Annotated in this window: 10 protein-coding genes; all 10 read right to left on the reverse strand. The window is 70.9% G+C overall.

Features of this window, described 5'->3' with window-relative positions; genetic code table 11:
* Positions 1-23: 23 nt before the first annotated feature.
* The 10 genes from DKM19_RS39385 to DKM19_RS39430 all read right to left on the reverse strand — a co-directional run bounded on the left by DKM19_RS39385 (position 24) and on the right by DKM19_RS39430 (position 13,661).
* The gene (locus DKM19_RS39385; RefSeq protein ID WP_110702955.1) at positions 24-2,021 is read right to left on the reverse strand and encodes a protein kinase; all 1,998 of its coding nucleotides are present in this window, start codon (positions 2,019-2,021) and stop codon (positions 24-26) included.
* On the reverse strand, positions 2,021-4,261 hold the full coding sequence (locus tag DKM19_RS50180) for a protein kinase (protein ID WP_369986997.1): 2,241 nt from the start codon (positions 4,259-4,261) through the stop codon (positions 2,021-2,023). Before DKM19_RS50180 ends, DKM19_RS39385 begins: the two co-directional genes overlap by 1 nt.
* A gap of 116 nt (positions 4,262-4,377) precedes the next feature.
* Positions 4,378-4,899 (reverse strand): YbaK/EbsC family protein, encoded by a 522-nt coding sequence (locus DKM19_RS39395; RefSeq protein WP_110706305.1) that lies wholly within the window; start codon positions 4,897-4,899, stop codon positions 4,378-4,380.
* Between the two features lie 61 nt (positions 4,900-4,960).
* Positions 4,961-6,523, reverse strand: a complete 1,563-nt coding sequence (locus tag DKM19_RS39400; RefSeq protein ID WP_110702957.1) for a flavin monoamine oxidase family protein — start codon at positions 6,521-6,523, stop codon at positions 4,961-4,963.
* Positions 6,524-6,818: 295 nt separating this feature from the next.
* A complete protein-coding gene (locus DKM19_RS39405) occupies positions 6,819-7,661 on the reverse strand; it encodes a M55 family metallopeptidase (protein ID WP_110702958.1) in 843 nt (280 codons plus the stop codon).
* Positions 7,658-8,881: a DUF6395 domain-containing protein gene (locus tag DKM19_RS39410; RefSeq protein ID WP_110702960.1), complete on the reverse strand. Its 1,224-nt coding sequence runs from the start codon at positions 8,879-8,881 to the stop codon at positions 7,658-7,660. Before DKM19_RS39410 ends, DKM19_RS39405 begins: the two co-directional genes overlap by 4 nt.
* On the reverse strand, positions 8,878-9,300 hold the full coding sequence (locus DKM19_RS39415; protein ID WP_204358434.1) for a hypothetical protein: 423 nt from the start codon (positions 9,298-9,300) through the stop codon (positions 8,878-8,880). Before DKM19_RS39415 ends, DKM19_RS39410 begins: the two co-directional genes overlap by 4 nt.
* An 86-nt stretch (positions 9,301-9,386) precedes the next feature.
* Positions 9,387-10,157 carry an enoyl-CoA hydratase/isomerase family protein gene (locus DKM19_RS39420; RefSeq protein WP_110702962.1) on the reverse strand — a complete coding sequence of 257 codons (771 nt, stop codon included), beginning with the start codon at positions 10,155-10,157 and terminating at the stop codon, positions 9,387-9,389.
* 152 nt (positions 10,158-10,309) lie between these two features.
* Positions 10,310-11,422, reverse strand: a complete 1,113-nt coding sequence (locus DKM19_RS39425; RefSeq protein ID WP_110702964.1) for a glycosyltransferase family 4 protein — start codon at positions 11,420-11,422, stop codon at positions 10,310-10,312.
* Between the two features lie 118 nt (positions 11,423-11,540).
* The gene (locus tag DKM19_RS39430; protein WP_110702966.1) at positions 11,541-13,661 is read right to left on the reverse strand and encodes a glycogen debranching N-terminal domain-containing protein; all 2,121 of its coding nucleotides are present in this window, start codon (positions 13,659-13,661) and stop codon (positions 11,541-11,543) included.
* Positions 13,662-13,712: the final 51 nt, after the last annotated feature.

Below are 13,712 nucleotides of genomic sequence, written 5' to 3' on the forward strand. Positions count from 1 at the left end.
TCCGGAAGGTCAGGACGCGACGCTCACTTCCAGAAGGTCAGGAAACCGAAACCGAGGCTGTTCATCAGGTCGTCGACGAGACCGCCGATGAGGTCGAGCACGCCCATCGCGCTGTCGTTCGCCGCTCTCGCCCACTCGTTGTGCAGCTTGTCGATCACATCGGTCGGCGCATCCCACGGCGCGAAGGAGGGTGACACGCTCACCACGGCCATCACCGCGAAGAACGCCAGCGTGCCCAGGGCGATCGTGGTCACCATGGCCGCGCCGGGACTGCGGATCACCCCGGTCAGCGTGCGGGACACGGCCTTGCGGGGCTTGCCCCCGCCGGGCAGCACGAACAGCCCGGCCACGAACGCGCCCGCCGCGTAGGCGGCGGCCGGATTGGTCTTCATCTGCCCGACATAGACCAGCCCGCCCCACACGCACATGCCGAACATCGCGGCCAGCGGGGCCGTGACCAGCGTCGCGAGGCCCGCCTTGATCAGCGCCCACGGGGCGCCGAGCAGCGCGAGCAGGGGGTCGGTGGCGCTGTTCCCGCGGATCGAACGGCGCTGTGCCAGGTCACCGAAGAGGTATTCGCCCACGCGCAGGCAGAGCGCCGCCACCAGCGCGAACGCGCTCACCACGACCGGCAGCACGCAGGCCAGCGCGACCAGGATCGTCAGCAGCAGCCCCGCGGCCAGCGGGTGACCCGTGCGGTAGCGCGGGCGGTCCTCCGGCGGGGTGCGGGGCTGGGTCGCCGGAGTGTGCGGCCGGAGCTGGGACTGGGGCGGCGGCGCGTACGGCCTGGCCTGGCCGGTCGGCGGCGGGGCCGGATATCCGGCGACCCGCTGATCGGCGTACGGCGGAGGCGGCGGTGCGAACCCCACCTGGGCCGAGGGCGGGGCCGGAACGTATGGAGGAGGCTTGGACGCCGGGTTGTAGGGAGGCGGAGAACCGGTGGTGGACCGGCCCTGCTGGGGAGAGGACCCGGCGGAGGGCCGGGTCGGCTCGGACCTGGGCCTGCGCTCGCGCCGCTCCGGCTTGGCGTACTCCACCGGCGGGAGCAGGTCGGAGTAGGTCCCCTCGTGGGGCAGCGCCCGGGTGCCGTTCGGCGAAGGCGAAGGTGAGGACGGGGGCGGGGCCTGGCCGTCCAGAGCCCTGGTGCCGTCGGCGTTGAGCACCCTCGTGCCGCTCTCGTGGGCGGCGGTGGGCGGCGTGTCGTGGAAGACCGTCACCGTGGGGTCGAGGGCACGCGCCATCCGGTGCAGCGCCACCGCGCTCGGCCGGGCCGTGGGGTCGACGGCCAGTGCCTGCCTGAGCCAGCCGCGCAGCCAGGCGGGGGCCAGGTCGATGTTGGCCCGGCCCTCCATGATGTTGAAGCAGACGACCTCGAAGCTGCCCGTGCCGAACGGCGGCTTGCCCGTCGCACCGAAGAAGACCGTCGAGGCCAGCGCGTGCACGTCGGCCGCCTGGGTGATCTCGGAATCCCGGATGATCTCCGGGGCGAGGTAGCCGGGGGTGCCGACGAACATGCCGGTCTGGGTCAGCCGGGTGGCGTTGACCAGGTGCGCGATGCCGAAGTCGATGACCAGCGGGTCACCGTTGACGATCATCACGTTGGACGGCTTGAAGTCGCGGTGGACGACGTCGGCGGCGTGGATCGCCACCAGTGCGGCGCACATGCCCTCGGCCAGGCGGATCACCTGGTCGGCGGGGAGCGGGCCGTCCTCGAGGACGGTCTCCTCCAGCGTGCGCCCCGGGGCGAACCGGGTCACGATGTAGGGCTGCTTGGCCGTCAGCTCGGCGTCGAGCACCTCCGCGACGTGCGGGCTGCGCACGCGCCGCATGGTCTCCACCTCGCGGGTGAGCCGGTCGCGAGCCTTGAGATCGGCGGCCACGTGCGGGTGCAGGACCTTGACGGCCACCTCGCGCCCATCCTCGTCGAGCCCCAGGTGGACGACCCCCATGCCACCTTCGCCGATCTTTCTGAGCAACCGGTATGGGCCAAGTCGCTCAGGCGCTTGCGTGTCCCCCGCCATCACGCCGCCTTCTCTCTTAGTCCGTCCAGCTCGTGCACCACCGTTCCGACATCGACCGGCGTCCAGACGGCCGGTCGAGCGTTCTTGTCCACGGTCCCGATCGCGAGAAAGACCATGAGCGCCGCCACCGCACCCAGCACCGCGGCCACGATCATCGCCGCGCTCCGGGACGGCAGCAGTGATGCCAGCGTACGTCGCATCTGGCGGCTGGGACCCTCAACTCCAGGACCTGCGCAGATGGTCCACAGCGCGACCGCCGTGCCCCAGCTCAACGTGTAGGTGGTCGGCATCGTTCCGACCAGCACGGTGAGCAGCAGCGTCACCGGCAGGCCGAGGATCAGCGCGTACGGCACGAGCGCGACGGTGATGCCCACCGACTTCAGGAGCGCGGCCGGCTGGCCGATCACCCTGAGGACGTCGGCCGCCGCCGCGCCCGCCGCCCGGCGGGCGCTGAGCTTGGGCTGGGCGATGTCGGCGGCGCGCAGCAGGATGGCGACCGGGATCACCACCACGGCGACGATGACCGGTGCCATGACGGCCGCGACCGCCATGACGACCAGCATCAGCGCGCTCGCCACGCCGTACGCCTTCGAACGCTGCAGCGCGTGGCCCGGCCGCTGGCCGGGATGGAACGCGCCCTGTGAGGGCGACTGCGACTGGTGCTGGGGCTGCTGGGGTTGCTGCGGCTGCGAGTACGGGTAGGGCGGCGGCGACGCCTGTGCGGGCGGCCGGACGTGCGGCGTCTGCTCGAACGAGACCTGACGCTGCGGATACGGCGGCGGAGGAGAGGCGGGCGCGTTCGCGGCCGGGGTGTTCGGCTGCCCGGGGTAACCGGGCTGCGGGGGGTGGTTGCGGATGTATTCCTGAAGGTCCTGAGGTCGGACCCGCTGGGTCGGGATGTCGCCGTCGGGCACCGGCTTGGTGGCGCCCTGCCGGTCGGCGGCATCCGGGTTGAGCGGGTTGGCCGGATTGGCTGGGTTGCTACCCGGCCGGGGCTGGTTGCGGACGGCGGGGCCGCGGGTGGGGATGTCCTCCGGGCTGAGCATCCCGGTGGGCATGTCGTAGACGTTCTGCTGGGCCGCCGCGAGCTGCCGCAGCTCCTCGGGCGTCACCCGGCGGGTGGCCGCCGGGTCGGAAGCCTCCTCGGGCGTCACCCGGGGGGCCGCTCCCTGGTCGGGAGCCTCCTCACCGAGCAGCGAGACGTATTCGCGCGGCTGGGCCACCGGGGTCGGGGGCCACGGCGTGGACGAAGGGACCGAGGGCCGGGAGGCCACCGGGGTCGGCACGTCGCCGGGGTCCGCCTGGACAGGCGCGCCCGGGCCGCCGCGGCCGGTCCGGCCGGCGGGACGTCCCGAGGCGCCCCCGGCGTCGGGGCTCGAGTCGTCGAGCTGCGGAAGCGTGGAGATCTCGTCGGGCATCTTGGCCCGGCCGGTGCCCGGCGACAGGCGCGCCACCTGTGCGGCCAGCTCGGCGGCCTTGGGCCGCTTGGCCGGGTCACGCTGCAGCGCGGCCCGCAGCACCGGCTGGAGCTCCCGCGGGACGGCGTCCACGTTCGCCTTGCCCGCGGTGATGTTGTAGAAGATCATTTCCAGCGTGCCCTTGCCGAAGGGCGGCTGGCCGGTGGCCGCGAAGACCAGCGTGCCCGCCCAGGCGTGCACGTCGACCTCGGGACCCGCCTCGTGACCCTCGATGATCTCGGGGGCGAGGTAGCCGGGCGTGCCGATGAACATGCCGGTCTGGGTCAGCCGGGTGGCGTCCACGGCCTGCGCGATGCCGAAGTCGATGAGGACGGGCTGGCCGTCCAGGATGAGCACGTTGCCCGGCTTGAGGTCGCGGTGGATCACTCCGACGGAGTGCACGGCGGCGAGCGCCGACGCCACTCCCTTCGCGATCTTGAGCAGCGCGGGCAGCTCCATGGGGCCGTCCTGCTTGACGACCTCGTCCAGCGGCGGGCCCGCGATGTATCGGGTCACGATGTAGGGCCGATGCCCGGTCACGTCGGCGTCGAGCACCTCGGCGATGTATTCGCTGCGCACCCTCCGCATGGTCTCCACCTCGCGCGAAAGACGGCGACGCGCGACGTCGTCGCCCGCCACCTCAGCGCGAAGAACCTTCACCGCCACCTGCCGCCCCTGGGGGTCGACAGCGAGGTGAACTACGCCCATACCCCCCTCACCAAGCCGCCGTAGCAGCCGGTAGGGGCCCAACCGGTCGTCCTGTTTCATGGCATGAAGCACCATATCGGCTTAGGCACCGCCCACGAGATGAACCATCGGGCCACATTCTTCGACTCAATAACGTCCAGCGGGACCCGACGGTTTCCCGATTCCCTCCACCACTTAATATCATTTTGGCTTCACAGCGCCAGACGAAGCACCTCAGCCGTCTTCAGCCCGGCCAGGACGGCACCGGAAAGTGCCAGTTTGGAGTGGCGGACGCCACTGCCGATCACGACCCCCGGGTGGTTGGCCACCGCCTCGTCCACCAGCACCGGCCAGCCCTCGGGCAGCCCCAGCGGAGTGATCCCGCCGTACTCCATCCCGGTGAGCCTGACCGCTTCCTCCTGCGGCGCGAACGAGATCTTCCGCGCGTCCAGGTGCCGGCGGACCACCCCGTTCACGTCCGCCCTCGCGGTCGCGAGCACCATGCACGCGGCATAGCGGACCTCCCCACCCCGTTTGGCCGCCACGATCACGCAGTTGGCCGACTCGGCCATGCCCACTCCGTACCGCTCGCAGAACGCCGCCGTGTCCGCCAGCGCCGGATCGATCTCCGCGACCTCGACCCCTTCGAGGTCGCCGATCGCCTGTGCCACCGGGTCCGCCAGCAGATCCAGCCGGTCGCCGGCGTTCGCCCAGTCCAGTGTTCCGATCGTCATCGCCATCGTCGTCTCCCTCGGATTCTCTGCTCTAGAGAGAGTACGACCGCCGGACAACAGGTCAGGAGGTCGCCTGGAGAACCCGGCTGTGGAGGTCGGTGACGGCCCTCCTCGCGGACTCCAGCGCCCCGGCCTGCCAGGCGATCAGGTGGGTGAGCCAGTCGCCGGCGAAGTAGACCCGGCCCGCCGGGCGCTGGAGCAGGGTGAAGGCGCCCTGGTAGGAGGGCCAGGTGGTCCAGCCCCCCTCGATGTACGGCTGGCGCTGCCAGGCGATCGAGAGACTCGAACGGAGCTCGGAGCGGTATTTCTCTCCGTGGATCTTCTTTCCCTGGGTGAGCGCGCGGCTGCGGCGGCCGGCGTGGGGCAGCTTGCCGTACAGCTCGGCGTTCTCGTCGGAGTTGTAGTAGCCGACCAGCAGGCCGCTCCTGGAGTGGTAACCGTACGAGGGGTACCAGATGTGGGTGATGTCCAGGTCGGTCTCGGTGATGCCGCCGTAAATCCGGTCGTCGATCTCCCACCAGCGCCTGCCGTACTCCAGGCCGATCTTGCCCGCGGCGACCGGGGTGGGGGTGCGGAGTGCGGCGGTGACCGGGGCGCCGAGGTTGTGCGGCAGCCGCGCGAACAGGTGGGGCGGCAGGGTGGCGATGCAGTAGTCGGCCTTGAACACGCCGCCCTGATGGGTGACCTCGACGCCGTCGGGCAGGTTCTTGACCCCGGTGACCCGGGTGCCCGTCCTGATCCGATCCTGCCCGACCGCCTTGACCAGGGCGGTCACGATCGAGTCCATGCCGCCCACCGGCTGGAACATGGGGGTGGCCTGGTCGTAGCCGAAGTCATTGGTGATCGCCCGGCCCGTGCCCGCGGCGAGCACGGCCCTCAGGGAGGACGGCCCGGCGATGGGGACGCCGTCCGCGACCCCGGGGTAGGTCTCGAAGCCGCGGCGCGTGGAGCCGTGGTAGCCCAGGTCGGGGCCGAGGTCGCCGAAGCGCCGCAGGAACTCCGAGAGCCGCTCGCGGTCGTCCTTCGTGAGCCGCCGGTTCAGGGCGCCCGCATTGGTCGCCTTGGCCAGCAATTCTGCGACATATCCGTATAAATCGGCCCGAGCTGTGCGGGAGCGGATCGGGGCCGTCATCCCCTGCGTGTAGACGTACGCCGAGGCGTTGTTGTTGACAAACGTCTCGATGGGAACGCCCAGCTCGCGGCAGTAGTCCATGGTGACCATCCACGGGGCGATCCGCCCGGGTCCCGCGTTGAAGTAGGTCCCCTCCTCGAACCCCGCCGTCTGCGTCTCCCCGCCCATCTCGGCCAGCCGGTCCCCGCCGCGCAGCGTGAGGTTCCTGCCCCCCACCCGGTCGGCCGCCTCCAGGATCGTGCAGTCGTATCCGGCCTTGCCCAGCTCGTAGGCGCAGGTCAGCCCGGCGACCCCCCCGCCGAGGATCACCACCTTCGCCGCGGCCCTGCCGCTGAGGGAGAAGTCGGAGGGCTGCGGGGGAACGAAGTCCTTCTCCTGGGAGTCGGGCGCGAGGCCCAGCGCGCCCATGGCCGCGAACATGGCCCCGGCGCCTCCGGCGGCGCCCACACCGACCAGCAGCGCCCTGCGTGTCAGGGCCCTGTTCTCACTCATGGGAGTTCCTCGTCCTCATCGGACATCTAGCGCGGGGAGGCGGCACTTGTCGTGTTTTCTCTGGGGGTGGGCCGGGCTCGGCGGGGTCGGGGCGTTCCGCGACGGCCAAGCGGGACGGGTGTTCGTTCGAACGCGGCGGGGGGTGCCGTGTCCGCGCGGGGAGGCTTCGGGGTCGCCCCAGCCCGTGAACCGCGAACCGACAGACCCGGCCGGCAGGCCGGGTGCTGGAATCCCCGGTTCTCGCAGCCGGGGAGGACGTCGATCATGACGGGCTCTTGTCTTCGGTTGGGGAAGGTCAGCCGTACACACCGCTGCCGCAGGCGACCTGGCCGCCGATCATGGCGAAGAGACCCAGTAGCGCCATGATCTGGGAGAAGTCATCGGTGACGAACTCGGTGTGGCGGGGCCCCGCCGACGTCACGCCGGGGATGATCGCGCAGCCGGCGGCGATGGCGGTGGAGTTCCATTCGACGCCGAGGGTGAACGGGGGTTCCGGCGTGAAGGGGCGGAAGTCGGTCACCCGGCCGAGCGCGCGGGCGGTGGCCTCGCGGATGCGGGCCTGGGCGACGGCGGGCGGCAGGAGCTCGGCGGAGAACCTGTCGACGCCGTCCTTGACCGCGACCGTCTCGACGTCGCCGAGCAGCTCGCGGGCCTCCTCGCAGACCGCCTCGTCCCCGGTCACCAGGGCCACCGGCACGCCGAGCGATCCGGCGAACGACGCGACCAGGCGGGTCTCGCCGCAGACCTCGCCGTTGAGGTAGAGGTTCTGGATCTCCTTGCCCATCCAGGTGTGGTTCAGGACGCCGTGCTGGACCCCGGCCCGCGCGTGGTAGCCGGCGAAACAGGCCACCCGGTAGCTCTCGTCGAGCCCCTGGCCCATGCGCAACGGCTTGCCGGGACCCCTGATCAGGGTCGCCCGCTCGTCGAGCAGGTCGATCCTGAGGTTCTTGGTCGAGCCGTGGGCGTCGTTGACGCGCACGGCCTCGGCTCCGGCGTCGAAGGCGCCCCGGACGACCGCGTTGGCGTCGGCGGTCATCAGCTCGCAGCCGCGTTCGTAGCCCCGGCCTCCGGCGTGCATCTCCTCCGGGTCGGTCAGCCCGGTGACGCCTTCCATGTCCACCGAGACATACACCTTCACGACATCCCCCAGGTCTCGACGCGTCGTGCCTCATCCTCGCTCATGAACCCGACCTCGTCGTCCATGAAATCGTGGATCTGCTTACGCCACGGCTCGGGGATCTCCTCGATCGCGGGCGGGTAGCAGCGATCCAGCCAGGCGGTCGAGGCCTCGGTCGCGCCGAGGAATCCCGCGGCCTTGCCGAAGGCCGTGTCCTCGATGCCGGGCACGCGTGCGCAGCCGTACTCGATCATCTCCTGCCCGCCGTACGGCGGGGGCTCCTGCCACTTGCGCGCGACCGGGCGGCCGGGGCCGATCGTGGTGCGCAGCGGGCGGCGTTCGACGGCGGCCTGGATGAGCTCCTTGTAGAGGCACTTCCCGCAGGTCCCGCACGGGCCGCTCACCCCGCGCAGGCACCAGCGGACCTGCTCGCGCAGCGTGGAGCCGAGGGCGAGCCGCATGGTGACGGCCTCGCTCACCCCTCCCACCGGGAGCACGATGTGCAGGCCGGCCGCGGCGAACGCCCGGCCCCAGGCGCCGTGCGGGGCCCACATCAGGTTGTCGGGGGTGTATCGGCGCAGGTAACGGTCGCCCCCCAGCCAGCGCGAGCCCAGCTCGTAGCCGAAGGCCAGACCCCCCAGGTCGAGCTCGTCGGCCAGCAGCAGCGCCCCCGCGGCCACCGCGTGGTGCTCGGGGTAGCCGGGGCGGGGCTCGGCGAGCGTGAACTCCAGATCGGAGCGGACGACGGTGAGGTCGCGTCCGGTCTTGCCGGCCAGCGCGGCCAGGACGTCGGAGCGGTAGTGACTCCAGCGGTTTGGCACGCGCGGGTGGGAGACCCGCTGGAAGTGAACGAACGGCGCGTCCGGCAGCATCGCGGCCACCGCCGCCGAGTCGGCGCCGCCGCTGTAGGAGATCGCCAGCCTGCCGCCGGAACGCGGCTGCCCCCCGACGGGTCCCGCCTCGATCCCCCAGCCCGACTGGATCGCCGTGGCGAGCTCCGCCGAGATCGGCCGGTCGAAGGAGATCCGGCGCCGGGTCCACGGCGCGACGACGGTCCACGCGGCGAGGGCCAGAAGATCGGGGTGGATGTCGTACGGCTTGCGGGGCAGCTCGACCCGGAAGGAGTTCGTGGCCAGCTTCAGAGGCTGGCCGTCGGCGCAGAACCCGGTGATGGCGTCCTCGGGGTCCAGCCGGAAGGTCAGCTGCCAGACGCCGCCGTCGGCCGCCCAGGTCACCCTCATGCGGCGCTCCCCGAGGAGTCGGACGGGCCCACGGAAACAACGGCGGTCACCGCGGCCGCCGAACCCACGGAGACCGCCGAGCCCCCCGAGCCCCCCGGTCCCGCCGGGAGACGGTCCACGGCCTGCCAGAGCAGCACCTCGTTCTGGAGGACACCGTCCAGGGCGACCGCGGTCTCCTCGGAGAGCCGGTGGGCGTCGTCCCAGCGTTTCGCCCGGGCCGGATCGAGCCGGACCTTCTCCACCTGCGCCCGCAGCTCACCGACCTCGGCGCGCAGCGAAACGATCTCCCTGCCCAGCGTCTGGACCTCCCAGAGCGCGTCCTTGATGTCCTGCCGATGGTCGGCTCGGGAGATGTATCTGGAGTCGAACCACCCGAGCACCACCCGTCGCAACCGGGCAGGAATCAGCGCACGCTTCACCAACCGCACCATAATCCGGCACGATACCGGCAACGCATGGCCAAACCTGACCAAACCCAACAGCTGGCCCGGGCTCAGCGCATGGGTCAGCGGCCGGTGAACGTGGCCTTGGACTTCTCCGCGAACGCCTTCATACCGAGCTTGGCGTCGTCGGTGGCGAAAAGCCCCGAGAACTGCAGGCGCTCGATCTCAAGACCGGTGTCGAGGTCGGCCTCGAGACCGTGGTCGACGGCCTGCTTGGCGGCGCGCAGGGCCAGGGCGGGGCCGCCGGCGAACTGGGCGGCGTAGGCGACGGCCTCGGTGTAGACGTCGTCGTCGGGGACGACCCTGTCCACCAGGCCGATTCGCAGCGCCTCGTCGGCGGACACGTGGCGGCCGGTGAAGATGAGGTCCTTGGCCTTGGCCGGGCCGATCAGCCGGGGCAGCCGCTGGGTGCCTCCCGCGCCGGGGATGATGCCGAGCAGGATCTCGGGCTGGCCGAGCTTCGCCGACTCGCCCGCGATGCGGACGTCGGCGCACAGGGCGAGCTCGCAGCCGCCACCGAGGGCGTAGCCGGTCACGGCCGCGACGACCGGCTTCCCGATCTTCGCAACCGTGGTGAAGCAGTCCTGCAGCACCGCCGAGTGAACCACCATGTCGGCATAGGACATGTCGGCCATCTCCTTGATGTCGGCACCCGCCGCGAAGACCCGCCCGCCGTAGACGACCACGGCGTACACGCCGGGGTCGGCGTCCACCTGCCGGGCGCACTCGGCGATCTCCAGCTGGACCTGCCGGTTGAGCGCGTTCATCTTCGGTCGATCGAGCCTGATCGTCGCGATCCCGTCAGCCGTCTCCACCCGCACGAACTCGCCCATGAACGTCCTTCCGCCTTCCGCCGAGAACTCCGTTGCCGAACACCCCTGACACCGGCGCACCGAACCGCGGCGCACCGGCACCGATGTGCCGGCGCGCGATCACGCCGGCACACGGTCCCACAAGAATGCCGCCACCCAACATAGGGCGCGCTCTAGTTGATGGGCATGACCAGGTCCCCTGTTTCCTCGGCGTTTCCGGGGCGCGTGGTCAGACCGGCGATCACCTGACGGTAGATCCCCTCGTATCCGCGGGCCATCACCTCGGCGTCGAAGCAACGCTCGACATGGGCCCGGCAGTGCAGGGGGTCGAGCCTGCCGATCGCCTCGATGGCCGCGGGAAGCTCCGCGGGATCGCTCCGGATGAAACCGGTGACCCCGTCCACGATCACCTCGGGCACGGCCCCCCTGCCGAGGGCGACCACGGGGGTGCCGCAGGCCATGGCCTCGATCATGACCATGCCGAACGGCTCCTCCCAGAGGATCGGGAAGAGCAGGCAACGGGCCGTCGCCAGCAGCCGGCGCTTGTGGTCGGCGTCGGCCTGGCCGACATACTCGGCGTCGGGACCGAGCCGGGGCCTGATGTGCTCCTCGAAGTATCGGTGCTCCACCGGTTCGGTGAGTTTGCCCGCGAGGACGATCCGCCGTCCGGCCGCGCGGGCGGCGTCGATGGCCAGGTGCGCGCCCTTGTCCTCGTTGAACCTGCCGAGCCACAGGACCCAGTCCTCCTTGTGCCCTCTGAAGGGAAAGGACGAGACGTCGACGGCGTTGTGGACCACCCCCGCCCAGCTCAGGTCCGGGGCGATCCGCCGTTGGGCCTCGGAGATGCCGACGAGCGACACCGTCTCGTTGAGCACCCGGTAGTACTCGCCGAGTTCACCGTCCACCTCACCGTGGCAGGTGACCACGGTCGGCACGATCTGCCCGGGCGCGGTCAGCGGCCCGGCCAGCGAATGGTCGTGGATGATGTCGGCGTCAAGCTTCAGGGTCATGCTGTACGCCTTGGCCGCGTGCAGAACCTCGGGCATCGACTCCCCGATCCGCTCGGAGGGCGTCTGGTCGTAGGTGGCCAGGAAACGTGCGGAGGTGCCGGAGCTGCCCGCCCCGATCAGGGTGACGTCGTGCCCGCGCCGGGTCAGCCCGGCGATCAGATCGGCCATCATCGCCTCGATGCCCCCGTAGCCCAGAGGGGGCACGTCGTACCAGGGCGGCGCGATCATCACGATGCGCATTCCCTCGGACCATGGGCGGACGTTTGAAGAAGTCATGTCAACCTCGCCTCGAACATCTTCGGATGGGACAACCGAGGGGAGAGCCGAGGGGTTGGCGACCCCGTTCAGCGGATCCGTCCGGTGGATCTGCTCGGGATCCGTTCTGCGGATCTGGTCAGCGGACCTGCGACGGAGCTGGCGTCGTGGGGCCGCGTGGCTCGTTGATCAGCGCGATCCCCTCCGGCAGCCCGGCGACGGCGACGCCCTCATCGCCGACGTCGATCGTGACCCGGGAGCCCGCGAGCGGGAGCCCCGTGATGCGCAGGCTCTCCAGCTCGACGGGGTCGAGCCACACCCGGCCGTAGGGAATGCACGGCTCGAGGCGGAGAAGGGTGCGGACCAGCTGGATGGGGCTCGCGGCGGCCCAGGCCTGAGGAGAGGACGAGGTGGGATACGGCACCGGCCAGGCGAACTCGGCCCGGTCGAACCCGCAGAACAGCTCGGGCAGCCGCCAGCCGAAGACCTCGGCCGCGTCCAGCAGGCCGTACACGATCCGCTGTGCCTCCTTCGCGAAGCCGTACCGCATCAGACCGGCGGCGATCAGGGCGTTGTCGTGCGGCCAGACCGAGCCGTTGTGGTAGCTCATCGGGTTGTAGGCGCCCATGTCGGAGGCGAGGGTGCGCACACCGTACCCGGTGAACATCTCCGGCGAGAGCAGGCGCTCGGCGACGGAGGGCGCCTTGTCCTCGTCCACGATGCCGGTCCACAGGCAGTGCCCCATGTTGGAGGCGAGGCTGTCGATGGGACGCCCGGCGCCGTCGAGACCGATGGCGTAGTAGCCCCGGTCGGGCAGCCAGAACCGCTCGTTGAACTCCTCCCGGAGCTGCGTCGCGCGGGTGAACCACTGCTCCTCCATCGCGCTGTCACCCACGTGGTGGGCGAAGTAGGCGCGTACGACGTAGGCGGCGTAGACGTAGCCCTGGACCTCGGCCAGGGCGATGGGCGCGCGGGCGAGGGTGCCGTCGGCGAAGTTGATCGCGTCGAAGGAGTCCTTCCATCCCTGGTTGATCAGGCCCTGGTCGGAGTTGCGCTGGTAGGACAGGAACGGGTCGGCGGACCTGCGGATCCAGCCGAGGGCGGCGTCGGCGTACGGCATGAGCTGCTCGACCACCTCCTCGTGCACGCCCCACCGGCGCAGCTCACCCAGGAGCATCACGAACAGCGGGGTGGAGTCCACCGAGCCGTAGTAGGCACGGCCGCCGTAGGAGGAGTCGGCGCACTGCGGCCCGAAGCGGAGCTCGTGCAGGATCCTGCCCGGCTCCTCCTCGGTCAGCGGGTCGTCGACGGTGCCCTGCAACCTGGCCAGGCGGTGCAGGGTGCCGATCGCCAGGGACTGGTCCAGCGGCAGCGCCATCCACGAGGTGAGCAGCGAGTCGCGGCCGAACAGGGTCATGAACCACGGCGCGCCCGCGGCGATCGTCGGCGGCTCGTCGGGCATGCTCGGATCGAACATCCGCAGCGCCCCGAGGTCCTCTCTGGACCGGTTCAGGACCTGGGAGAAGGCGCGGTTGGAGGTGGTGATGGTCGAGGAGAGACGGTCCCAGTCGGCACGGCGCCTGGCGGGCTCGGCGTATTCGAGCGGGTGGTGGGTGGAGAACCAGGCGGGCGACTCCTCCCCCTCCAGGATGGGGTTGACCTGCAGGCTGACGGCCCATTCGCCGCGCGCGGGGACGACGACCCGGAAGATGAGCTTGCCCGGCACCGCGAACGGCGCGGGTTCGGCCACGATCCTGGTGCCGCGGCGCCGGGTGGCGGAGACGATCAGCAGCCCCGACCCGTCGGTGGTCACCTCCACGTCGGCCACGTGCTGGACCCGGCCCGACTTCACCTCGAACAGACCGGCCACGTCGGAGGCGACCTGTATGTCGACCACGCATCCGGCCGGTTCGTCGGCCAGGTTGCGCAGGGTCAGATCCTCGCGAAGGCCCCCGCCGACATAGCGGTCCCTGATCACGAGCAGGGTGCTCTCCACCCGTCCGGGACGGGGGCAGGCCCTGCCGAGGAACGTCGCGTGGTACGGCTCGCCCGCGATCACGCGGAGCGCCTCGATCGGGCAGTCGTCCACCCGCAGCTCCCAGCGCGACAGCAACCGGGTGTCGGCGTGGTAGACCCCCTGAGCCCCTCCTTGCACGATGTCGCCGTTGCGCGCGGACACACAGAACGAACCACCCTCCACGAGAGTGACCGTGGTGTCGCCCAGCGCACCGGGCTGGCCTTCGAATGTCCAGGCGTCCAATGTCTTCTCCGGAATTCGTGAGCTTCCTCGCCCCCTCTATCTGCCCCAAAT

Source organism: Streptosporangium sp. 'caverna', assembly GCF_003203775.1.
GTDB lineage: Bacteria > Actinomycetota > Actinomycetes > Streptosporangiales > Streptosporangiaceae > Streptosporangium > Streptosporangium subroseum.